A 23779-nucleotide genomic window follows, 5' to 3' on the forward strand; every position below is an offset into this window, starting at 1 on the left:
TTCGATATCAGTGATATAACCACTGCCGGCTTATTTCGAAAAATAAGGCACTCGCTTAAGGAAAATGCTTTCCAGCTTCTCTACGATCGGGCCGTCTTTCTCCGATTCACTTTTGACCTTCTGCCATTCAGGATCACTCTGAAAAGCCTTAAATGCCGCATCGCGCGCTTCCATGTCATCGAATTCCAATACATAATACAACCGGTTGTTCTCAGCGCTGATATCTTCCCAAAAATCGGCAACCCGCATACCGTGCTTTGCAAAGATACCCAACGTGAAATTGGAGAATCGATTGTTGATCGCCTGCATTTTCCCCGGGTGAATATGGTAAATACGGAGTTCATAAATCATCTAACATTTCTCCTTTCAATAATGAGTCGGCCAAATCACGTTGTCTTATCGTTCTATGTTCGGTCTGGTTTGGCCCTTACTTGTCTCATTATAAGCGACTTTCTCCGCCGCGGAAATAACTGAATAATCGATTCCTTCGATTCAGACAAACTTACCGTCCCTATAATCCTGATATGCCTGACGGATTTGCTCCTGCGTATTCATGACGAAGGGGCCATTGGCGACAACGGGCTCGTTCAGCGGTTGGCCTGCATACAATAAAGCATGGAGCTTCGTTACAGCCATGATCTCGACCTCGCTTGCCTGGCTATTCTCGGCAGTCCCGAGCCATAAGACTTGCCCCTCACCGGCTCTTGTACGCTCCCGTCCGAATAGCCCCTCACCTTCAAGGACATATAGAAAGCCGTTGTATGAGCCAGGCAGATCTTGCTTGACGGACGCACCCGGATCCACATTCAGTTCCACCATTGTGATGGGAACAACATTTTTCGTAGAGGCCGTCACTCCGTTGGAGGAGCCTGAGAACACGCGGACCGTCACCCCTTCCTCCACCCGCAAAGGCATATCCGCGCTTCGGAGATTCTGATATCGCGGCTCGGTCATTTTGTCACTGCTTGGCAGATTGACCCAAAGCTGCAGGGAATGAACGGTCTCTCCCACGGCAGGATCTTCCTTATGAATCACCCCGCGTCCAGCCGTCATCCATTGAGCATCGCCTGGTAGCAGCTCGTCCTTGCCGGCGGTTTTATTATCATAATGCTCCAGCTTTCCTTGCATCACATAAGTGACGGTTTCGATGCCGCGATGGGGATGGACATCGAAGGAACCCTTCTGAAACCAATCTTCAGCAAGCATGAGGAACGGATCGTATTTTTCCCAGTGACCTGGCTCCAGAATGAAGCTGTTCTGATGGGTTGGACTAATCCGGTTTTTCTTCGCCGTCCAAACACGTTCAATATCCCGTTGGTACACGTGACTTTTATCGTTCATGTACTTATGCCTCCTTGACTGTTTCCTATTCGTGAGTCAAAATCGACTTACTGCGTTGTGTATCATTATAGAAATATTACTTACTTTTATCAAGTGACTATAACGATCTATCCCACTATTCATTGGAATAAATCGTGATTTGATTTCTTCCCTTTACTACGAGCTTAGGAACCCTAACGATCTGATTGTTCTTTATGGGAGATAACACGTTAAGCTCGATCCCGATACCGTGAGTAACGGGCCTTGAACGGCAGACTATATTAAAGAAGAAGCCATCATGCATCGCGGCATGGGCTTCTTCTTAAAAATCGATTTGCTTAAAAAGTGCTAGAACCTTCTTTTTCCCATAATAAACGTTTTTCTAACTTTCTTTATGACAAGCGGAACTTCTCTATAGCTTTGTTCCATCATGCTATTACATAGCGGGCAGCTAGGAGATGCGTCCGTTACATATTCATCTCGGATCCAGGCATTGCATTCACTATCTTTACATTTCCATATAGGAATTTGCTTTGTTTCCTCTGTCTGTGCCTCAGAAGTCGACGTTGACATGTTTATGATTTCCCTCCTTCAACTAAATGTAGACTATCTATTATTATACATAGGAAGGTTATAATGCAAGCCCCCAACTAACTTTATTTCACCAGCGCAATAAGAACAGGCAAAACGATAAAAGAAGCCAGTGTCGTCCAAAGAATACATTTCGAAACAAACTTAGGTGAAGCGTTAAATCTCTCTGCTAATATAACCGCATTGACGGCGACTGGCATCGAAGCCAAAATGAAAAGAACCGAAAACAGCGTCCCTTTAATATTTAACACATATAAAACGAAGCACGCGATAACCGGTGCTGCACACAATCGTACGACCAAACCCGTCCAGAACGCCGTTTGGGCCTTTGGTTCCAACTCTGAATTGTTCACGCTAACCATTTGCGCTCCTAATATTACCAACACCACGGGGGAGTACGCTGCTGCAGCAAGCGAGACTCCTTGTTCAATGCCTGCCGGCAAGTGAAGATCTAAAGCCCGAAGCACGATAGCCAGTAGCGCCGCATAAATAGCCGGCAGCGAAAATACGGATTTGATGGCATTGTTCACGGAAAATTGAGAACGAGCCGCAAAATAGACGCCGATCGTATTTACGATAATCATTTGGATGATAACATAAATCGATGCTTTCTCTAATCCAAGTGTTCCGAAAGCAAGAAGAACGAGCGGCAGGCCATAATTAACGCTGTTCGTTAAGGTCGAGATCAAAGTAAGACCTGCAATTTCGGCGGAGTGCCATTTGAGTATTTTACCTAATCCATTCGCAAGAGCCCACATCAATATAAGATGAAGTAGGCAAAATCCAATCGTTTGGTATACATCACCCAAAGAAATATCCGCATCGTTTAAGGTGTCCAAAATAATGGCCGGACTTAAAAAATATAAATATAAAGTTAATAAAGGCTTGGTTTCTAGATTCCTGTAACGCCCAAGGATCGCCCCCACAAACACGGGTATGGACAGAGGCACAATGACTTGAAATAAGGTAGAAACAATCGACTGAAGCATGCCGTAATTCCTCTCTCCATAAGTTCAATTACTTCTCAATATAATCCCAATAAAAACCATTCGTCTAAGATGAAAAGTCAATAAACGTAATAGCTGGCTCCTATAAGATTCAATCAAGCTTATAAGAATAATTAAGCCAATGGAGGTACACATTAAATCCGGTATACCAAAACATGGAGGTTACGGATATGAACAAGCTTCGAGCCAGTGAAATTGCTTCATCGCCTGTAATGGCAAATGTAACATATGAAGGGATACCGATTTATATTCAGCATGTAGATAAACAGAGTGAAACAGCCAGAATCTATCCGCTTGGCCAGCCCGAGAATGAGCAGCAAGTCCCTCTAAACATTCTAGTTGAACATGAAGATTAATCCCTTGTATTGATATGCTATATATCTAACCCTCCTTAAATAAGGAGAACGAGCAGGCTGCCGCACAAGCGAAAGCCTGCTCGTTTTATTGAGGTAAACTTATATGTATATTAATCCATTGGAGGAGGCGGTTGCATTTTGTAGTAAAAAGGATAAGATATCTATAACATAGAATTTCAAATTCCTTAATAATGGAGAGTAGTCATTAATGAAAGAATTGGTATTGTCACTGTTAGCCGGGCTTATCGTTGGATCCCTATTTAAGCTGCTAAAATTACCCCTCCCAGCTCCACCAGTCCTGCCCGGGATATTAGGCATTATAGGCATATATTTCGGGGGTATCCTTATGCAGCGGCTAATAGATTGGTTGAAATAACCAACCATTAGATGAGATGATTTCACCGAGGGCAGCGTGATTTGGACCGTTGTCCCTTTCCCCAACACTGTAGCTGCGATGAAATAAAAATAAGCATAGCCAAGCCGGATTTCGGCTTTCTGACGATGCTTACGGCAGACCCGTTCAATTTGATTATGAATCTTTGGGAATGGACGTCGGTGCTGACAGCGGACTCTTCATGACGTCCGCTTTACCTCTTTTCCGTGCCGTAGCGAGCACAACACCTCCAACAATAAGCATCGAGCCGATGATTTGTACCGTAGTCACCGGTGTGCCAAGGGGCATAAATCCGACGATCATCGCCACAAAGGGCTGTAAATTCAAAAATATGGAGGCCTCACTCGCGCCTACCCGCTTCAGCCGATACCCTACGCCTCTAATGATCTCCTTCAAAAACACCGAAGCGAGCAAAGCTCTCATGATCATACTCCTGTTCCCTAATCCTGTCGAACAAAGAAAATCACTCAAAAAACGGATTTAGCCATGGGATTCAGCTTTCACGCCCGAGCGCTTAATGATTTTTCTCGTATGGTTCAGCATACGTTTCATAAGCCTGCTTTCCTTGGGCGGCAAGCTAAGATCTTCTTTGGATCGGTTGGGAATGACCTCGGTTATTTTGCGGTTGCCGTCTATCGATCTTCGGACCCAAACAGGGAGGTAATGAACACCTTTGATGATCGTTTTTCCATCGCTGGCTTTTTTCACATCTATATTTAGTATAATGCTGCTTTGTGTCAGCGGATTATTCTTTAATCGGGTAGATACAAAATTGCCTAGTGAATAAATAACGAATTTTCTATTGCCGCGTACCGCCATCGGTTGCAGAACATGCGGATGAGACCCCAAAATAATATGGGCTCCATGTTTAAATAATAGGCTGACTAAACGTTTTTGCTCTTTATTGGGAATGGTTTGGTATTCTCTTCCAAAATGAAGGTAGATGATAACGAGGTCTACTTTGGTTTTCAGATGCCGAATGTCACGGATGATTTTTCGGGAACCCATTCGATTCACCATCCATGGTTTGTTGGAAGGCACCGGAATTCCATTGGTTCCCTTGGTATAAGACAGAATACCAATTTTAATTCCCTTGACATTCATAATAAGAAACTTCCGGGATTCTGTAGAAGAACGAAACGTACCTGTATGCCGAATTCCATGTTGATCCAAAATTCGTAACGTTCGACTCAGGCCTGCGGTCCCGGTGTCCATACAGTGATTGTTCGCGGTTGTCACAACGTCAAATCCAGCCTTATGGAGAGCGGGCGCCAGTTCATCCGGGCAACTGAACAGTGGACACCCCGTTTTTTTATTCCTCAAACCAACAGGTCTAATTTTTCCGGCAAAGGTGGTTTCAAGATTTCCGATCGTTACATCTGCCTGTTTCAGATAAGGGGCTACTTTACTGAATAGCCGGTCAAATGAATATCGTCCTCCGTTAGAAGCTTTGGCATCGGAAATGATGTAACGTTTCACCATGAGATCTCCCACAGCAGCTATCCGTATTTCAGTCAAGACCTCCCACCCCTTACCGTTGAGTCTCCCCATTTGCGAACCGCATCTTTTATCCAGTGGAGACAGAGTATGATTTCCCAATACACTATACGATAAAGGGGCGGAGCCCGACCCGGGGAACCGCCTATTCGAATGAGAGGTCTCCAATCCGAATCATCTTTCGTCCTGACGGCGGAACGATTTCTTAACGTGGGTCCAAAAAAGAGAAGCAATGATGAACAGCAATCCAAAGGCTCCTATCGTATAGGCTGGGACTCCATTCAATTCTAGTGTCGGACCCTCAGGCAACAAACGTCTTTCCGCAAATTCTAAACCGATAAAAATCATTAACGTCCAGAGAACAAGGCTGCTGATCATCCAGAACGCCGCTTTATAGGGTTTGAATGCGGTTTTGCGAAGCGCATACCAGAGACACGATTACATATCCGCTGATATCAAAGAGCGAAAGAATAAGCGTTCCGCCAATTCCCTCGTCCAGCTTCCATTGGAGCAGCAGGATTGGAATGAGAAGCATAAACTTGGCTCGTTCCAATAACGTTCGTTTAGGGATTTCCTTAATCAGCTCATCGCAATAGGCTTTGGGATCCTTCCCAAACACATCCTCAAAGGATTTGCCGTTGTGTTGGGCTAACTGAAGATGATCCTCCAATTCCTCTCAATACCTTCCGTGTTAAAGGCTCAGAAGCCGGGCCGCTCAGCAGGTAGAATTTCATTTCATCCAACAGCTCTTTATTCCTCGTATTTAATTCGATTGGGTTGGGACTGACATTAGAGAAATAGAAGTACAGCTGTACCTGCTACGAAGCAATAAATAGAGAATACTTTTAAATTTCCCCGAGCCATGATACCCATAAACCATTTTAAAGAGTAATAGGTAGCAATGAACGTTAGAACGAATGCTACAATATAAGCAACAATCAGCTCGTTAAGATTAGGATCGGATAACAGCTCCCCTCCTTCTAATACCATTCCCCCTATGCTAATAGGGATATATAAGAAGAACGAAAAGCGTAATGCGGTTTCCTGTTTCATGCCTATCCCCATCGCCGCGACGATCGTGGCCCCCGAACGGCTAATTCCCGGAATCAGTGCTACGGCTTGGGCTAATCCTACGATCAGAGCATCCTTCCACGTCAGATCCGCATCCTGCTTCCGCCCTCTCAGATTACGGATCAGCCATAATGCAATCCCGGTAACAAGGAGAGTAACGCCTATGACCTTCAAGCCCTCCAGCATCTCGCTTATGTAATCTTTAAGCAGTATACCTATGAAGCCCGCAGGAATCGTTGCTAGAATAAGATACATGATAAATAGAAAGTCCGATTTAGCATCAGGGCTCCGATCCTTAATATATCTCCATCCATTCACCGCCAGCCGGCGGATATCTTCTTTGTATATTAGCAATACGGCAAGAAGCGAAGCAAAATTAACAAAAACCGCAAAACTCAAGCCTTCAATGTGAAGTCCGAACAAATGCTGTGCAATCATTAAGTGACCGCTGGAGGATATGGGAATCGGCTCAGTTAAGCCTTGCAGCAAGCCCAGTAGCCCGTATTTAATGACGATTAAGAAGTCTTCCAATGGGTTATCCCTCGATTCTATGATTTATGTGTACTGACTTATAACATTAACATTATAGAGAAAACAAATAGAAGTCTTCAAGTTTCAAGCCTACGTTCACTTTCTTTCCGCTAACCTAAGCTCGATTTGAGTCCGAACTTCGACAAAAAAAATGCGAAAATGGCCCATTAGGATTATAATAGAACGTAGTTTCTGCCGGAGGTGCCTTACTTGAACTCGCAAAATGTTACCAGCGGTATCATAACCGCGCTTTTAGCCTGCACCGGACCGGTTATTCTATTAATCGACGCGGCGAACGCCGCAGGCTTCAGCAGGCCCATGCTCATTTCTTGGATTTTTGCCGTTTATTTTTTTGGAGGCTTATTAAATCTCGTGCTGTCTCTGATGTACAAAATTCCAACCTCCGGTGCCCATTCGATCACAGCGGCTGCTTTCTTAAGCACAGCTGTTGCCGGATTTTCCGTATCCGAGCTGGCAGGGAGCTACATCATGGCGGGAATCGTTATTGCTATCGTCGGTTTTTCGGGCGTTTTCGAAAAATGGCTTCGATATATTCCAAGAGCGATGCTCGATGCCATGCTGGCGGGATTGGTCTTGACTTACATCGTAAAAATGGTGCCTGCTCTCAAGCAAGCTCCGATAATCGGAGGTTTTGCCCTATTGGGATTTTTGGCCATGCCCAAGCTATCCAAGAAGATCCCGCCAATTATAGGCGTATTACTATTCGCCGTCATCGGGCTTTGGATCAGCGGCTCTTATACTCCGATGAACGAAGCGGCATTCGTATGGCCTCAAACAGTGATGCCTTCCTTCAGCACGAATGCGTTCATCTCGATTACGATTCCGGTCGCCGTGCTGATCTTAAGCAACGATATTGCTGTGGCTCTCGCTGCATTAAGGAAAAATGGTTACGAGCCGCCTGCCAACCGGATTTTGGCCATTTCGGGGCTAGCTACAACCTTTGTCGGCTTTTTCGGAGGTCATGCCGCCGTCGTTGGGGGGATTATGAGCGCCATTTGCAGCCAAGACGAGGCCGGTCCCAAACATAAGCGGTATTGGGGTGCTGCTGTTTCCGGAGGGCTCGTGCTACTCTTTGGCCTTTTCGCTTGGGGAGCGGTTAGCTTAATTGAGGTACTGCCGCCATCTTTTATTACCATCGTCGCCGGATTTACTATGGTAGGCGTGCTGATGAACAGCCTGCAATCCGCTTTTTCCGAGTCTTCCTATCGCTATTCCACCGTGTTCGCGTTTGCGATCGCTGTGTCTAACGTATCTTTTTTGGGAATTGCCGCGCCGGTGTGGTCTCTTATGTTCGGAGTGTTCTCGGCCAAAATATTGGGAGAGGGCATATATTTTAGAGAAACGAAAAGACCTTTGGAAAGGCAGCTGGAAGGAAAATAGGGGTTGTCCCATATGCCATGCCAATGGCGAGGGACAGCCCCTATTTATATTAAGCGCAATCTATCATCGTTTACCTCAGACACACTTTTATTTTTATTGATGCAAAGCCGCTTGACGCTTATAGTGGTCTTCTACCACGAGACAGGCCATGGCTTCGACTACAGGTACAATTCGCGGGCAAATACACGGGTCATGTCTTCCCTTTGTCACAATGACTTGTTCTTCTCCGCTGGTACGAATCGTCTGCTGAGGGACGGAAATCGAAGAGGTCGGCTTGACGGCAACCCTGAAAATGATTTCCTCCCCTGTGCTGATTCCTCCAAGAATCCCCCCTGAGTGATTACTTAAAAAACCGGACGCGTTCATTTGATCGTTATGTTCACTTCCCAGCATACCGGCTGCCGCAAATCCAGCCCCGAATTCGATTCCTTTCACAGCGCCTATGGATAGCATGGCCTTTGCCAGATCCGCATCGATTTTGTCAAACGCAGGCTCTCCTAAGCCGGGAATTACACCTCGTATCCTACATTCCACTATGCCTCCGCAGCTATCCCCGATGGCTGCCAGAGATTCGATTTTCTCAATCATCCTGACCGCTGCTTCCGGATCACATGCTCTGACCGCATTGTGTTCGATTTGTTCCTCAACAAAGGATGTGCATTCGATTCCGCCGATGGCCTTCGTATAGGCTACGACGCTGACTCCCCTGTGCTCAAGCAGCTTTCGCGCCACTGCCCCCGCAGCCACTCTCCCTGCGGTTTCTCTCCCCGATGCCCTGCCGCTTCCCCGATGATCCCGGATGCCGTATTTTTTTAAATACGTAAAGTCAGCGTGCCCAGGGCGAAACGAATGCTGAATATCGTTGTATGCTTCGGGTCTCATGTCTTTGTTGTATAGCGTGATAAAAAGAGGGGTTCCGGTCGTCTTGCCCTCATATACCCCGGATTGAATATATATTTTGTCATATTCCTTGCGGGGAGACGTCACGGAGGACTGACCTGGTTTTCTTCGATCCATCTGAATCTGGATATACTGCTCGTCTATTTCCACTCCAGGTGTAACCCCATCGATAATGACTCCGACCGATTCACCATGAGACTCCCCATACGTGGTGATTTTCAAAAAATCACCAAATGAATTTCCCGCCATCGTTATAGCCCTCCTGATTTTTCGATTCATTTTGACACCTTGTATAGATTCCATTATAATTTCACATATGAAATAAATGAAATCATAATTTATTAACTATGTCATAGAGGTGTTCTATATCAAAACGATAACCATGGAATGGTATCGCATTTTTCTGCATACCGCCAAGCTTGGAAATTTGACCAAAGCCGCACAAGAGCTTCACATCACCCAGCCATCGGTTAGTTATGCGATCAAGCAATTGGAGGAGACGCTGGGAGTGAAGCTGTTCGATCGACTATCCAAAGGGGTGAATCTAACATCAGAAGGCCGAGCGCTGCTCGAATATGTAGAGCAATCTTTTGCCTTGCTGGATGCCGGGGAGAAAAGAATCCAGTCTCTTAAGCACCTTACGGCTGGTGAACTTCGCATTGGGGCGAGTGGACCATTCATCAAACATCTGCTGCTGCCAACTCTGGATAAGGTCCATTCCGATTATCCTGGAGTTCGTATACGTCTTACACAAGGGAAAACCGCCGATATTGGAAAACGGTTAATGGACGGACAAATTGAATTGGGTCTGGTTCATCTGCCCATGGCAGATCCCGACCTCGAAGTGCTGCCTCTGCTGAGCATCCAGGATTGTTTTGTCGTAGGCCCTGCCTATCGCAAGCTTGCTGAGCATCCGATTTCAACTGAACAATTAGCCGAAACCCCTCTTCTCCTATTGTCTTCAGAAAGCAGCACCAGACTATTCGTAGAGCAATGGCTGCACACCCAAGGCTTTAAGGTAGAGGCGGACATTGAGCTGAACAGTATGGAAATGCTAGTAGAGCTAGCCCAGCGCGGTTACGGCGCCGCCTTCGTGACCCGCTCCTTTGTCCAGCAAGAATTGGATACAGGGAAGCTATTCGAATTACAGCCGGTCGAACCGATCCCGCCCCGTACCGTCGGAATCGCCATGCGGCGCGATATTTCCTTGTCACTCATCGCAGCACGGTTTATGGAACTGCTGACAGCTTCATTACAAGAAGCGTAAAGAAAAAGGAGCCGCGCCGAAGCGTGCCCCTCTACTTATGACTTACTTTCCTGCAGCGGCCCCTCTTCTCTCTTTCGCTTGGCTGCCACATAGGAACCACCAAAAAGCAAAAAGCCGCTAATATAAAACACGGGACTTAAACCGCTTAGGGTTCCAATCACCCCAAATAACAACGGTGCCACTACTTGAGCTAATCGGCTGATGGCCAAACGTAAGCCTAACGCTTCCGCTGTTCTGGATTCCGGGGCCGCATTGTATGTGGTCGTCATCGATAACGGCTGTCCGCACCCGAGGCCAATCCCCATCAATACCGCAAGCAGATAAAACATATAGAGCTGTGTAAAGATAGGGGTAAGAAGGAAAGAAAGACCTGCGAAAAACAGAGTAAGATACAGCACTCTCTCCCTGCCTAAGCGGAGAATCAAACTGGGCAGAAACCATCGGACAGCTACTAAAGCCACCCCCTGAACCGTCAGGACTCCACCAATCTGCGATACGGTATAATCCAGAGAAGAGGCATAGAGCGGGAAGTAAGCCATATATAAATCTCTGGAATATAAAACCAAGGCGCTTACTAACAATGCGGTTTGCAGTTCAGGGATGCGAAGCAGCTGTAAAGAACCTTTGGCATCCGAAGTCGCTGGTTCCGGTCTGGGCTTTCTTTTGATCGTGGGGAGCATAAATGCTAAAAGGACAGGCACGATGCCAATACACGCAGCTGCTAAATAAGCAAAAAGATAGCTGATATGCTCTGCCATATATCCGCCTGCGATCGGCCCAAGAACTCCTCCAACACCAACCGCTAACGTGAAATAGCTGTAGTTTTGGTCCCGATCCTCCCGCTTGGAGATGACGCCTATCAGATTTTGGAGATTCACATTAATAAATATTTGCGAAACCCCTATGAAAGCTTGGGAGACATATAAGGTCAACATCGATGGATATAGAACAGGCGCAGCCATCCCCAATACGAGTCCTAACGTTCCGATGATGGTCGGGATTTTATCCCCAATCCGATCCGAAAGCTTACCGATTGGGATCGCAAACAGAAACGGAAAAAAGGAGTATACCGCAACAAGAAATCCGATTTCGGCTGTACTGGCTCCCATGCTTACCGCATACAGCGAAACTAAAGGCCGAGTGGCAAAAACCATCACCTGATACAATACGATAATGAGTAAAATATTCCGGATCAGCATAGGGATCACCTTTTTTAGCATTTGGACATAAGAGGACACCTCTTTATGTAATCATAAAGAGGCGCTTGTAACGGCGTATCGATTACACGATGCGATTGCGCAAAACCCCTAAGGATTCAATTTCCACTTCCACGATATCTCCTTGATTCAAAAACTTGGGCGGATTAAATCCTAATCCAACGCCCTCGCAAGTGCCTGTAGCAATGATATCACCAGGCTCTAAGGTCATACCTTGGGATAAGGTTGAAATGATCGTCGGAATATCGAATAACAACAAACGGGTGTTGGAATGCTGGCGTTCTTCCCCGTTTACCCGTGAACTGATCTCCAGCTGAACCGGCCACTGGACTTCTGATGCGTCAGCAATATAGGGTCCCATGGGACAATGCGTATCCATACTTTTGCCGAGAAACCATTGGCTCGTTCTTTTTTGACGATCCCTAGCCGAGATGTCATTAATGATCGAATACCCGAAAATGTAGTCTTGGGCATCCTCCGGAGCGATATTTCGGCCGCGTTTGCCAATGATGACCGCGAGTTCAGCTTCATAATCCAGCGAATCCGTATATTCCGGAAATCTTTCAATTCCTTCTTCCGTGCCGATCACACTCGTAGGCGCCTTCGTGAATACAATAGGGAATGGCGCCAGATCATCGGTTCCCGTAAATTCCTGGCTATGTTTTTTATAATTGAGTCCAATGGCAAACACATTCTTGGAGGGTCTGGGAATAGGCGCCGCATATTTGACATCTTCCTCCTTATACAGAAAGGAAGCCTGATCCAGATCCTTGACGGCATGCACAATGGTTTGGATGACATCGTTCATTTCCGGCGACGCCTCGATCAACTGCAGCATGGTTTGGGGAACCGGCTGATCCGGGACAAGAACGCCCTGGGCCAGCAAGGCTTTCTGCGCTTCTCCCAAATCGATAACAAGGCTTCTTTCTCTCAGCACTACACCTAGGCGCTGATCACCGTTAGCAGGTTGAAACGTTGCATAATAAGGCATGGTCTGTTCTCTCCTTTTATCTCTTCTATGTTAATGGTACCAGTAAAACCTTTCCGTATAAATAGTAACTTACTAAAGCGTAGATGACGCCCGTACCGATCAGCACGGTCCATTTGCGAATGCCGAGCAGAAGCATGACGGCTACAAGAAACACCCCGGTTAAGAGGATATATTTGACCACTTCGAACAGAAGGATATATACAATGGTCATAGCCAAGGTGCCCAGTACATACAGCACCTTTAATTTACCCGCAGCGCCGTCTTCTTCGGGCTTTTCTTCCGGATCTGCTTTGTCTCTCAGGCTGGTTATCATTTGCAGAATACAAAAGAAGATGGTAAAAGCGCCGGTCAGTCTCGGAAAAAGAGCCGGACCAGGGTCAAGCGGGTTTACCGTTTGCTTAAAGTCGGCCAGTGCAATAAAAAGAACGGCCAACAGAAGCATGCCTATACAAATGCCAAGCTCTCCAGCATTTTTCTTTGCGGCCATTTTCATGGATTGATCCACCTCGCTTTACGGCTGACAGTGCGCATTCCAACCGAGCCGCCAGCCGTCAGTTGAATGAATTAATGCACATACTTTTTGACAAGCTCTCCGATGTTGTCAAAATCCTGTTTGGCTAATCTGGCAAAATCCTCAGGTCCCAAATAACCGTCGGGCTGGAAATTCCTTTCCATATACAGCTTGAATTCCGGCTCTTGCGTGGCCTTCGTCAGCGCATCGACGAGCTTCTCCTTGACTTCGGCAGGCAAGCCTTTCTTGGCGAAAAATCCGCGGTATTGGGTCGATAAGATTTCGCCGTACCCCAGCTCCTTCAAAGTAGGAACCTCTTTCATACTGTCCATTCGCTCTTCGCCGGTAACGGAGAGTACCCTGATTTGGCCGGCTTCAACATACTGGTTAACCGTTGCGGGAGCGGTGCTGATCACATCCACATTTTTCCCCAGCAAATTGGTAACGGATTCAGAGCCGCCCCCAAAAGGAATCCAGGTAATGGTCGTGTTGTTGGCATCGGCTAATTGAAGCATGATGAGATGCAGGGTGGACCCCGTTCCCTGACCTCCCACTTTCAGTTTGCCGGGGTTCGCCTTGGCGTAATCCGTCAAATCTTGCATGGTTTGAAACGGGCTGTCTGCGTGAACTGCGATGGCATACGGTTCATTCTGGACATTCACAAGAAATTCAAAATCGTCAAAGGAAAAGTCCTTCTTCAATTCCGTTTGCAGAGCGGCAATTTGGGCGGCCGTGATGGAAGCAATCGTATACCCATCCGCCTGCGCCTTCATCAGCTTAGCCATCAAAACTCCGCCCCCGCCGCCGGTAGCATTCTCCACGATCACGGATTGGCCAAGCGTCTTCTCCGCATGTCGGGCAATTTCTCTGGCCATGACATCCGTTGGAGAACCGGCAGCGGATGAATTCAAAATCGTAATCGGCTTGGTTGGAAAATCAGCCGCCGTACTTGCCTGCTTGGATGCACATCCGCTGAATAAAGATGCGGCCAGAAGAACGCCTACAGCCATGCTTGTTACCCGTCTCTTGTTCATATCCCTTTACACCCTTTCATGAAACAGCTTTGGACTGCTGTTTATTTCTTGTTATCTTTTTTGATACTGCGATAAATTTGATAACCGATGGATGCAAGGGAGACGAGTAAAATGACTGAAGCAATGGGTCTTGTAGCAAAGATGCTCAAACTTCCGTCGGATATCAAGAGGCTTCGCCTGAAAGCGGTTTCAATCATTTCTCCCAATACCACCGCCAGGACAGCCGGAGCTACCGGAAAGTCGTATTTTCTCATCAGATAGCCAATAAAGCCAAACCCAAGGGCAAGCCACATATGGAATGTATTATTCGCTTCGGCAAAGGCTGCGAAAATGACCATTGCCAAAATAATCGGCATAAACACTTTCTTGGGAACCGTGACTACTTTAGTCCATAGCGGTATACCGACCATCCCCATCAATAGCATGACGAAATTTCCAAGCAGCAGCGATGCAAATATGCCGTAGACCAGCCCGGGTTCTTTTTCAAAAAGCAATGGGCCCGGCTGCAAGCCTTGAATCGTAAAAGCCCCGATCAGAATCGCAGCCGCCGCAGAACCGGGTATACCGAGCGCAAGCAAGGGGACAAGCGCTCCGCCGACGACCGAGTTATTGGCCGCTTCGGGAGCCGCTATTCCATCGAGAACACCGGTGCCATATTTCTCCGGATGCTTTGAAGTTCTCTTTTGTTCGCCGTAAGCGATAAAAGAAGCTATGGCTTTGCCCGCGCCCGGAACCACCCCGACGATAAACCCGATCACCGATCCTCTTAGCATGGCCATGTTGGTTCCAAGAATTTCCTTCATCGTTGGAAAAGAGCCTGAAACCTTAGGCCGAGGCAAATCGCCCTTGCCCATTTCCTCCAGATTTAAGAACACCTCGGATATGGCGAATAATCCTACCAATACTGGGATGAGCGGAATCCCTTCAAACAGATTGATGTCAAAAGCGTATCGGCTGGTTCCGCTTACCGGATCGATCCCGATGGTCGTCAGCATCAATCCGAAGCCCACGGCGATAAAGCCCTTCATCCATGATTTTCCACCCAAGCTGGCGACCATCGACAGACCGAATATCCCCAGCGCGAAATATTCGGGCGGACCGAACCGAATGGCCATACTGGCCACAGGCACCGAGACAAGGATTAAACAGATTGTACTGAAAACCCCTCCGAATAGCGATGCGACCATCGAGATGCCCAGGGCTTTGGCCGGATACCCTTTTTGGGCCAGAGGATACCCGTCAAAGCAGGTTGGCGCCGAACCCGCTTCGCCAGGAACATTAATCGTAATGGCTGTAATGGCACCGCCATATTCGGCCGCCACATACAAGGCTGTCAGAAATACAAGGCTGGTTAACGGGTCCAGTGTAAATGTAAACGGTAACAATAAAGCGATGGACATACCGGCGCTTAACCCTGGCAGGACACCGGCCAAATAACCGACAGCAGCTCCGACCAGGATGGCCGCCAAATTCTCCCACTGAAAGACAAGTCCAAACCCAAGCGCTAAATAGTCAAGCAAGCTACCAGGCCTCCTTCTTCTTTAATGGGCCTTATGCACTTTGTAACCCTCTGCTCAATCGATATGGCTTCTACTTATTTGTCCAATACTTGCTTCAATACTCTTAAGAAGTTACCGCCATAAATTTTAACGATGTCTTGTTCCGTATAATTTCTCCTTAGGAGAGAACGGGTCAGCGTAGGCAATTCATCAATTTCGGCCAAGTCCTCGATGAAACGGCTGTGAACTCCACCATATAATGCTTCACGCGGTGATCTGGGCCCATCGCTTTTCACAAAATCAGGTCCGATGCCCACGTGCTCAATTCCAACCATATCCACCATATGGTCGATATGGTCTACCAATCGTTCAACCGAATTAACCTCAGGATGGATATAAGCCGGAGCAAAGTGCATGCCGACCACCCCTCCGGTTTGCGCGATCCGGGTAATTCGTTCGTCAGTCAGATTTCTTGGGTGGTTAAACAGCACAGCAGAATTGGAATGAGTAGCTACAACAGGTTGTTCAGCAATGTCGAGTATATCATCTACCCCCGGTCCCGAAAGATGAGAAACATCAATCAGCATCCCGAGACGTTGAGCTTCTTTCATGACCTCGATTCCAAATTTCGTCAGACCTGCACCATTATGACGCTCCCTGACTCCTTCCCCGAGTTCATTTCTTACGTTCCAAGTCGGGGCGAAGGAGCGAACGCCTAATCGATAAAACATTCTCAAACTGGAGATCTGCCCTTCCAAGGGCATCCCTCCCTCGATGTGAAGCAAATAATGCATCTTCCCGTTCGGACCATCTGCAGGTAAATCCGAACCTGAGAATACCGTTTTTATTTTGGAATCCGCCATCTCGGCTTCCTGGTAATAACCGTCTATGTTTTCAATCGTCGCACGCAAAGGCCGGTCCGTTCCATTGGAGTGGGCAATCGTATCTCCGCCAATGGCATAAATCACCATATCCACTCCGCCTGTCTCTAATCGCGGGATCATAAATTCGTGCAGCGGTGTCTTATGTCCGTAATTCCGATGATGGATCTGTTCATAGCAATCACGATGCGCATCAATAATCACATGTTCCTTATGAATCTTCTGAACGATTTCTTCCATGGTTCATCCCTCCGTTGGTTTTTCCCATTTGTTGGGTGGATTCTGAGGCCATTAATCCTGAAAAATCTTTTTATTCTCATTTAAGTTCTCCAAGGTGGAGACGGTATTGCCCAAGTGGGTTATTATAAGGGCTTTGGCACGTTCTACATCCCGTTGATAACAGGCCTCCAATATGTCCTCGTGTTCGCGATCGTATTCTTTGAATCGATTGGCGAAAGAAAGGCTGATACGTACATAACGCTCTGTATTCGCTCTTAACATCTGGATCACTTCATTAAATACAGAGGATTGAAATCTCGAGTAAAGAATGCCGTGAAACATTCGGTTCAATTTCAGCCATTCATTCGTATCTTCAACCTGCTGCATTTTCCGAATCGTTCTTTGAGCCTGCTCCAGATCTTCTTCTGTCAGTTTGGGCAGGGACTTTTCGATGGCCACCCCCTCAATATAGGCGCGGAAAGCAAAAACTTCTCTCATTTCCTCTACCGATAATTGCGTTACCGTTGCCCCTTTGTGCGGATTAAGGATCAACAAGCCTCTGCTTTGCAGCATTTCAAAAGCCAACCTCACCGGAATCCGGCTTACCCCAAGCTGCTTGGCCACATTATCTTGAAATACTCTATCCCCTGGTTTGATTTCTCCCTTGAGGATAGCTTCCTGAAGAACTTCTGCCACTTGAGATGCAACGGTTAGGCCCTGCTTTGGAAGGGGGGAAAAATCAGAGATCATACCTTCACTCCTTCTGTGTTAATATTTCATAATGAATCATGTAAACGTTATAATTTCATCTTGTATACATTATGTAATTCCATACGGAGTTATGATATGTCAACGAACAAAAAAAAGCCTATCCTCAAACACATGTTTGGGGGGATAGGCGGTTGGGTCAAATGGGTTCTACGCCCGAACGGTTTTGGCTGTCTCTAACGCTTTTAACGTCTCGCGGATAAAGGCTGGCTCATCCTTCGGTGTTCTCGAGGTAATGAAATTGCGGTCCACCACCACCTCTTCATCCTTAAATGTTGCTCCCGCATTCTTCAAGTCATCCTGCAGCGGCGGGTAAGAGGTAAGCGTACGATTCTGGGTCAGTCCTGCACTAATCAGAATTTGCGGACCATGGCATATCGCCGCAATGGGCTTGCCCTGCTTGTCCATCTGCTGAACAAACGACTGAATATCCGGATTTAACCGAAGCCCCTCCGGTGAAGAGCCCCCCGGAATCACAACCGCATCAAAGCTGTTCGGATCGGTATCTTTAATGGCTTTGTCAGTTTCATAGGACACCTGCTTCTTCTTTCCTTCCAATCGTTCACCGGATGTAAGACCAATAATAACGGCTTCGTGTCCAGCCTCGCGAACGGCGTCATATGGTTTCTGCATCTCACTGTCCTCAAATTGCGGTCCCAGCAAAAAGGCTACTTTGGCCACGATGATCAGCTCCTTATCAAGGTTATTTCTGATTAGGTATCATACATACTTTAACCAAGCATTCCTTAAATTAAACATTTTGGAAAGAAACCGTCCGTATGCTTTCGCTAACGCCAGTTGCGCAAAAAATCCCAATCGTTCACCAAATGAACGATCGGGATCCTGTATAAAGCTTTTATTCATACATTATGCGTTCCGTACAGCTACCTTAGCTTTGAATTCTTTGCGTCGACGATGCAGTATGGGCTCAGTGTAACCGCTAGGCTGGTCATAGCCTTTAAATACTAATTCACAAGCGGCTTGAAATGCCACAGAGGTCTCAAAATCCTCAGCCATAGGACGGTAACCCGGATCGCCAGCGTTCTGCTCATCGACCACTTTGGCCATGCGCTGCATGGTTTCTACAATTTGCTCCTCCGAGCATATTCCATGGTGCAGCCAGTTGGCCATGTGTTGACTTGAAATGCGCAGTGTGGCTCGATCTTCCATCAATCCCACGTTGTTAATATCCGGTACTTTGGAGCAGCCAACCCCATGCTCTACCCAGCGAACCACATAGCCTAGTATCCCTTGCGCATTGTTGTCCAGCTCCTGCTGAATTTCCTCAGGACTCCACTCAGGATTCTTAACCACAGGAATGTCCAATATATCATCCCGGAAATCTCTAGCCGTTGTTTTTAATTGATTCTGAACTTCCTTTACATCCACTTGATGATAATGGAGGGCATGCAATGCAGCCGCAGTAGGTGAAGGCACCCAGGCCGTATTGCAGCCGGCTTCCAGCTGGCCGATTTTTTGCTTCAGCATTTCCTTCATCAAGTCCGGCATGGCCCACATGCCTTTGCCAATCTGGGCACGGCCCTGTAAGCCGCAGGCCAATCCGATGCTCACATTGGATTGTTCGTAGCTTTGCAGCCATCGGGATGATTTCATGGAATTCTTTCGAATCATAGGTCCCGCTTCCATCGAAGTATGCATTTCGTCACCCGTGCGGTCCAGGAACCCCGTATTGATAAACACAACACGATCCTTTACTTGACGAATGCAAGCTTTCAGGTTCAGAGACGTACGGCGCTCCTCGTCCATCACACCGATTTTCAGCGTATTACGTTCAAGACCGAGCAGATCTTCCACACGGACAAAGAGTTCATTAGCGAATGCGACCTCTTCGGATCCGTGCATTTTCGGTTTAACAATGTAGATGGAGCCTTGAAGTGAATTTCGATATGGACTGTTCCTCAAAAGATCGTGCTTACCGATAAGGCCCGTCACAACCGCGTCCAAAATTCCTTCTGGAATTTCCTGGCCGTTTCGATCCAAGATCGCATCAATCGTCATCAAGTGGCCTACGTTACGGACAAACAACAGGGAACGCCCAGGTAAAGTGAACTCCCCTCCTGCAGGGGACGTGTATGACCGATCCGGGTTAAGTGTCCGTGTAATCGAGTTATTTCCCTTCGGGAAGGTCGCCGACAAATTCCCTTTCATCAGGCCTAACCAATTGCTGTACACCAGTACCTTGTCCTCAGCATCCACAGCGGCAACAGAGTCTTCACAATCCATGATGGTCGTTATCGCGGCTTCCATGAGAATGTCTTTCACGCCAGCTTGATCGGTTTGGCCAATAGGATGATTGCGGTCAATTTGGATTTCAAAATGAAGCCCATTATTTTGAAACAATATGGCGGAGGGGTTTTCAGGATTTCCCTGATAGCCCACAAGCTTGGAAGTATCCTTGAGTCCTGTAGTTTCTCCATGGGTAAGTGAAACGGTCAATTGACCCTCAACAATCGAATACTTTACGGCTTCCCGATGTGAAGACTCTGCTAACGGCGCCGCTTGATCGAGAACATTCCTGGCGAAAGCAATAACCTTCTCACCACGAACCGGATTGTAAGCCGCTGTACGCTCAGCGCCTCCTTCATTGTCAATCGCATCCGTTCCATACAGTGCGTCGTACAGGCTTCCCCAGCGGGCGTTCGCGGCGTTAAGCGCATAACGGGCATTATTGACCGGCACGACTAACTGTGGACCCGCTTGCTGCGCAATTTCATTATCTACCTTTTGGGAGGTAATCTGAAAATCTTCAGCTTCCGGTTCCAGATATCCGATTTCTTCCAAAAAGGATTTATACTTTGCGAATTCAAATCCTGTTTTATTATCCTTATGCCATTCATTTATTAATCGTTGTATTTCATCACGTTTATTCAATAAAGCCTTGTTTTTGGGTGACAAGTCAGTGATCAAGGATTCAAAATCGGACCAGAATCGCTCTTGGTCCAACCCGCTGCCAGGTAACGCTTCGGAATTAATAAAGTGATAAAGAACCGGAGCAACTTGTACATTTCCTACTTTTACATATTGTTCCATGGTCATTCTCCTTTACTCATCAAATTATTGATTCGTGCTCACTTGATTCCTAAGGATTCCAATCCCTTCAATCTTACAATCAACAACGTCCCCGTCACCGACCATATCCGCTCCATCGGGCGTTCCTGTCAGGATGACATCCCCTGGCATAAGCGTCATAAAGCTGCTGATGTAGGCTATCATCCGGTCAATTGGCATAATAATGCGTTCCATCGGGCCATCCTGCATGACCGTACCATTCACTTCCGCCTGAATGCGGGCCGAGCGATAATCAAATTCCGTTTCAATGACTGGGCCAAGTGGACAGAACGTATCAAAGGATTTGCCGATCGTCCAGTGACCCTCCGGATGAAAATAATCGATAGCCCCAAAATCGTTGGCGACCGTATATCCGAAGATGACGTCATCCGCCTGCTCGGGAGTGATGTTCTTCGTCTCTTTCCCGATGACGACCGCAAGCTCCGATTCGAACTTGATCTTCTCTGTTCCGTGCGGCAGCAGCACTTGATCTCCCGGACCCACTACCGTGGTCAATGGTTTGAAGAACAGGATGGGCATATCCGGAACTGCCGGCTTTTCTACCCCATTACCTACAAAGTTTTTGCCGATGCCGATGATATGCCTGGGCATGATCGGGACATTCAATCGGACATCACCCAGAGGGAAAGTATTCCCCGTAAAGATCCTGCTTGTGAACATGTCTCCCGTATATTCGCGTACGAAATCGTTTTCAATGATGCCTTTTCGAATCGCCGTATCATCGGGAAGGGTAAATCGGACAAGCTTCATTTAAATCCGCCTCTCTTGTTCATTATTATGAACGATGTTCTGTATTTTACCTTTGTAAATATCTTCCCATAACTTCGAGTTTGTGTCAATGAGATTCTAGCAAAAAAAGGCACAACCATTCCTCTCCCCGTAGCCAGAGAACGGGATCGGAATGATTGCGAAACCTATCTGCTTCATATGAACTTATATCCTTACATACTCGTTGACAACCGCTCCGCCAATGCCCAAATTTCACGCAGCGCTTCCTCCCTTTTTCCATCCCAATGATGGATGGGCATGGAGCAGCTCACCGCTGCTACAATCTCGCCGCGCCTACGACGAACCGGTGCAGCAACACAGCAAAATCCCATCACACCTTCTTGAATGTCCATCGAATAACCATTGCGGCGAACCGCTTCCAGTTCCTGCAAGAATGCCTCACGGGAACCAATGGTATGGACCGTCACTTTATGCAGCGTTTCCTGCGGAAGTATCCGGCGGACCTCGTCAGGGTCCATGTCCGCCATCAATGACTTCCCCAGACCGGTGGCATGTACCGGAAACCGGACGCCCGGCCCAGATACCATCTGTACCGGTGATTGCGCCTCCATTTTGGCGAGATACAGCACATCGCTTCCATCCAAACGGGCCAGCTGCACGGATTCCTGAAGCTTTCGCATCACCGGCTCAGCGGTACGCCGAAATTCTTCAATAAGGTCGAACTGCCTAAAATAAGCGCTCCCAAAATCGCCCACGGTACTCCCCAGAGCAAAAGTCTCATTCCGATCCCGATGGATCCACTGCAGACGTTCCATGGTCAAAAGGAGGGAATACAGCGTGCTCTTGCTGATGCCCAAATGCTTGGACAGATCAGAAAGCTTCCATTTGTAAGGCTCCTCGGTAAGCAGCTTCAGTACCGCATGCGCCCGATCCAAAGCAGGAACGGCGTATTTTTGCTCCATAAGTCCACTTCCTTCGATATAATAAACACTATTCGGTATTTCAAACTCAAATTTGACTTAAGCCTATCACGGCTTATCATGACAGTCAATGACTAGGGTCCAATGTCCTAGCGATCCTTATGCTGTGGCTTCAACGCGAAAAATCGCCGTCCGCGGGAGCGAATAACAACCTTGCCCGTACGTACGACGATTCTGTTGTGATCCAATTCAGAACACTTTAAATAGATCTATGTTAATGGCTAAAATGCTCTTTGAGAAAATACCCTTCCCTATCAAAAACCATCTCTTCAGGCTCGCCGATGAGCTTAATATGCGGCAGCTCTCTGATTTCCGGAAGCAGGGCCTCCGACACATACGCATACTTCAGGTGAAGTGTATTAGGCACTCGAACAATCCTCGCTTGAAGAGGATCGACTCCCCAAGTCGACCTTAAGGCTGCAGCCAGTGCCTCCTTGTCGTTATCGAGCACAATCGGAATCATAGCCCGGTGCAAAAAGGAGCTTGTGATCACATTTTCGTTCATGGCCCTCAGATCGATTTTATCGAAAAGACGGCGCGTGGTAAGGTCGGCAAGACCTATCCCAAGCGCATTCCCGTGAGACGCCTCGCTGAGATCGCTGGCTATAATGTATTTAATTCGCGGGTTTTCGGGTTCCTTCTCACCCAAAATCCGTATACGGCCGATGATGTTCGTATCCATTCCCGTGCCGCTGTAATTTTTTCCTATTTCATCTACGACCAGCACGTCGATATCCTCAACCGGCAGCTTGGGCATCAGACTTTTGGAGACCTTCAACAACTCGCTTTCCCGAGCTGCGATCAGATTGGTTGGAATAGCTTCGATGATGGCCGTCTGGTCGAAGGCGTTCTCAACGATGCCCATGCCGAATAGTACATTGACTTGTTCCAAAACCACCTGACCGACCTCAGGCATGATGTCGCGAATGCCATGAATCCCTTGTGTATGCAGCAGCAGCGCCTGCTTATGTTTGCCTATCCCGATGGCAGCCATTTTCATGAGTCCGCTTTCAATCCATTGGGATGATTTGAAATCCGTGTGGACTTTGATTCGCCCCACCAGAATGACTCCATCACTGGCCAAAATATGTTGATCTGCATGAACCGGCATGCCATCGGCTGTCTCACCAATTCGGGTAACGTCCATAGAGGATAGAATAGGAGCCTCACAGTAATCCTCCGTAATCCCCAAGCTGTGAAGGATCTCAACCTGCCCCCCTGCGGTGGCTCCGCCATGACTTCCCATCGTTGGAATAATGCGCGGCTGCGCCCCCAGGCTTTTTAAGGCTCTAGCCATCGTCCGAATGATCAGAGCAATGTTAGCGATTCCCCGGCTTCCGGCAGTAATCGCCACTTTCATGCCCGGTTGAATGCGATTAGACAATTGAATGATATCCAGTTGTCTTTTTACTTCCGCCTCAATGTCTTCAATCACTGGACCCGTGAACGTTTGTTTAATCTTCACAAGCTTTGGTAATGCCATCGTATGGTTCCTCCCTAACCTGGCCGCATCGGCTTTAGGATC

The 23779-nt window shown here is 47.4% G+C and carries 25 protein-coding genes; 4 read left to right on the forward strand and 21 right to left on the reverse strand.

The features are described 5' to 3' along the window. Positions 1–30: 30 nt before the first annotated feature. The 4 genes from JOE45_RS07360 to JOE45_RS07375 all read right to left on the reverse strand — a co-directional run bounded on the left by JOE45_RS07360 (position 31) and on the right by JOE45_RS07375 (position 2900). Positions 31–351, reverse strand: coding sequence for an NIPSNAP family protein (locus JOE45_RS07360; RefSeq protein ID WP_210020819.1), 321 nt, complete (start codon positions 349–351; stop codon positions 31–33). Positions 352–492: 141 nt separating this feature from the next. Beyond that, positions 493–1341 carry a pirin family protein gene (locus JOE45_RS07365; RefSeq protein ID WP_210020818.1) on the reverse strand — a complete coding sequence of 283 codons (849 nt, stop codon included), beginning with the start codon at positions 1339–1341 and terminating at the stop codon, positions 493–495. 327 nt (positions 1342–1668) lie between these two features. Further along, complete coding sequence (locus JOE45_RS07370) at positions 1669–1893, reverse strand: cold-inducible protein YdjO-related protein (RefSeq protein WP_210020817.1); 225 nt, start codon at positions 1891–1893, stop codon at positions 1669–1671. Between the two features lie 83 nt (positions 1894–1976). Beyond that, positions 1977–2900 carry an AEC family transporter gene (locus JOE45_RS07375; RefSeq protein WP_210020816.1) on the reverse strand — a complete coding sequence of 308 codons (924 nt, stop codon included), beginning with the start codon at positions 2898–2900 and terminating at the stop codon, positions 1977–1979. Positions 2901–3088: 188 nt separating this feature from the next. On the opposite strand from JOE45_RS07375, the gene JOE45_RS07380 reads away from it, so the two are divergent. Both JOE45_RS07380 and JOE45_RS07385 read left to right on the forward strand, forming a co-directional pair. After that, positions 3089–3274 carry a small acid-soluble spore protein H gene (locus JOE45_RS07380; protein ID WP_210020815.1) on the forward strand — a complete coding sequence of 62 codons (186 nt, stop codon included), beginning with the start codon at positions 3089–3091 and terminating at the stop codon, positions 3272–3274. 208 nt (positions 3275–3482) lie between these two features. Continuing rightward, complete coding sequence (locus JOE45_RS07385) at positions 3483–3650, forward strand: XapX domain-containing protein (protein ID WP_210020814.1); 168 nt, start codon at positions 3483–3485, stop codon at positions 3648–3650. A gap of 153 nt (positions 3651–3803) precedes the next feature. Here JOE45_RS07385 and JOE45_RS07390 read toward each other — a convergent pair whose 3' ends face one another. From JOE45_RS07390 to JOE45_RS07405, 4 genes are all read right to left on the reverse strand, one after another. Continuing rightward, positions 3804–4091, reverse strand: coding sequence for an EamA family transporter (locus tag JOE45_RS07390; RefSeq protein ID WP_245246784.1), 288 nt, complete (start codon positions 4089–4091; stop codon positions 3804–3806). A 57-nt stretch (positions 4092–4148) separates the two neighbouring features. Beyond that, positions 4149–5186 (reverse strand): CapA family protein, encoded by a 1038-nt coding sequence (locus JOE45_RS07395; RefSeq protein ID WP_210020812.1) that lies wholly within the window; start codon positions 5184–5186, stop codon positions 4149–4151. A 370-nt stretch (positions 5187–5556) separates the two neighbouring features. Then, on the reverse strand, positions 5557–5835 hold the full coding sequence (locus JOE45_RS07400; RefSeq protein WP_210020811.1) for a hypothetical protein: 279 nt from the start codon (positions 5833–5835) through the stop codon (positions 5557–5559). Positions 5836–5954: 119 nt separating this feature from the next. Next, a complete protein-coding gene (locus JOE45_RS07405; protein WP_210020810.1) occupies positions 5955–6767 on the reverse strand; it encodes an undecaprenyl-diphosphate phosphatase in 813 nt (270 codons plus the stop codon). A 210-nt stretch (positions 6768–6977) separates the two neighbouring features. Here JOE45_RS07405 and JOE45_RS07410 point away from each other — a divergent pair, with 210 nt between their 5' ends. After that, a complete protein-coding gene (locus JOE45_RS07410; RefSeq protein ID WP_210020809.1) occupies positions 6978–8168 on the forward strand; it encodes a benzoate/H(+) symporter BenE family transporter in 1191 nt (396 codons plus the stop codon). Positions 8169–8261: 93 nt separating this feature from the next. Here JOE45_RS07410 and aroC read toward each other — a convergent pair whose 3' ends face one another. Beyond that, the gene (gene aroC / locus JOE45_RS07415) at positions 8262–9317 is read right to left on the reverse strand and encodes a chorismate synthase (protein WP_210020808.1); all 1056 of its coding nucleotides are present in this window, start codon (positions 9315–9317) and stop codon (positions 8262–8264) included. 133 nt (positions 9318–9450) lie between these two features. Between aroC and JOE45_RS07420 the strand changes: the two genes are divergently transcribed. Next, positions 9451–10335 carry a LysR family transcriptional regulator gene (locus JOE45_RS07420; protein WP_210020807.1) on the forward strand — a complete coding sequence of 295 codons (885 nt, stop codon included), beginning with the start codon at positions 9451–9453 and terminating at the stop codon, positions 10333–10335. Positions 10336–10370: 35 nt separating this feature from the next. Here the strand turns inward: JOE45_RS07420 and JOE45_RS07425 are convergent, their stop codons facing one another. The 12 genes from JOE45_RS07425 to JOE45_RS07480 all read right to left on the reverse strand — a co-directional run bounded on the left by JOE45_RS07425 (position 10371) and on the right by JOE45_RS07480 (position 23737). Continuing rightward, positions 10371–11534, reverse strand: coding sequence for an MFS transporter (locus JOE45_RS07425; RefSeq protein ID WP_210020806.1), 1164 nt, complete (start codon positions 11532–11534; stop codon positions 10371–10373). A gap of 82 nt (positions 11535–11616) precedes the next feature. After that, the gene (locus JOE45_RS07430) at positions 11617–12543 is read right to left on the reverse strand and encodes a fumarylacetoacetate hydrolase family protein (RefSeq protein ID WP_210020805.1); all 927 of its coding nucleotides are present in this window, start codon (positions 12541–12543) and stop codon (positions 11617–11619) included. Positions 12544–12568: 25 nt separating this feature from the next. Beyond that, a complete protein-coding gene (locus JOE45_RS07435) occupies positions 12569–13036 on the reverse strand; it encodes a tripartite tricarboxylate transporter TctB family protein (protein WP_210020804.1) in 468 nt (155 codons plus the stop codon). Positions 13037–13107: 71 nt separating this feature from the next. Then, a complete protein-coding gene (locus tag JOE45_RS07440; RefSeq protein WP_210020803.1) occupies positions 13108–14088 on the reverse strand; it encodes a Bug family tripartite tricarboxylate transporter substrate binding protein in 981 nt (326 codons plus the stop codon). Between the two features lie 41 nt (positions 14089–14129). Next, positions 14130–15608 (reverse strand): tripartite tricarboxylate transporter permease, encoded by a 1479-nt coding sequence (locus JOE45_RS07445; RefSeq protein WP_210020802.1) that lies wholly within the window; start codon positions 15606–15608, stop codon positions 14130–14132. A gap of 74 nt (positions 15609–15682) precedes the next feature. Further along, entirely contained in the window at positions 15683–16708 is a 1026-nt protein-coding gene (locus JOE45_RS07450; protein WP_210020801.1) for a dipeptidase, read from the reverse strand. A gap of 51 nt (positions 16709–16759) precedes the next feature. Beyond that, positions 16760–17437: a GntR family transcriptional regulator gene (locus JOE45_RS07455; RefSeq protein WP_210020800.1), complete on the reverse strand. Its 678-nt coding sequence runs from the start codon at positions 17435–17437 to the stop codon at positions 16760–16762. 168 nt (positions 17438–17605) lie between these two features. Further along, positions 17606–18136, reverse strand: a complete 531-nt coding sequence (locus tag JOE45_RS07460) for a type 1 glutamine amidotransferase domain-containing protein (protein WP_210020799.1) — start codon at positions 18134–18136, stop codon at positions 17606–17608. Between the two features lie 186 nt (positions 18137–18322). Further along, the gene (locus tag JOE45_RS07465) at positions 18323–20506 is read right to left on the reverse strand and encodes a malate synthase G (protein WP_210020798.1); all 2184 of its coding nucleotides are present in this window, start codon (positions 20504–20506) and stop codon (positions 18323–18325) included. Positions 20507–20530: 24 nt separating this feature from the next. Beyond that, the gene (locus JOE45_RS07470; RefSeq protein WP_210020797.1) at positions 20531–21295 is read right to left on the reverse strand and encodes a fumarylacetoacetate hydrolase family protein; all 765 of its coding nucleotides are present in this window, start codon (positions 21293–21295) and stop codon (positions 20531–20533) included. A gap of 191 nt (positions 21296–21486) precedes the next feature. After that, complete coding sequence (locus JOE45_RS07475; protein ID WP_210020796.1) at positions 21487–22236, reverse strand: IclR family transcriptional regulator; 750 nt, start codon at positions 22234–22236, stop codon at positions 21487–21489. 232 nt (positions 22237–22468) lie between these two features. Next, positions 22469–23737 (reverse strand): nickel pincer cofactor-dependent isomerase, group 22, encoded by a 1269-nt coding sequence (locus JOE45_RS07480; protein ID WP_210020795.1) that lies wholly within the window; start codon positions 23735–23737, stop codon positions 22469–22471. Positions 23738–23779 lie beyond the last annotated feature (42 nt).

Source organism: Paenibacillus sp. PvR098 (assembly GCF_017833255.1).
Lineage (GTDB): Bacteria > Bacillota > Bacilli > Paenibacillales > NBRC-103111 > Paenibacillus_G.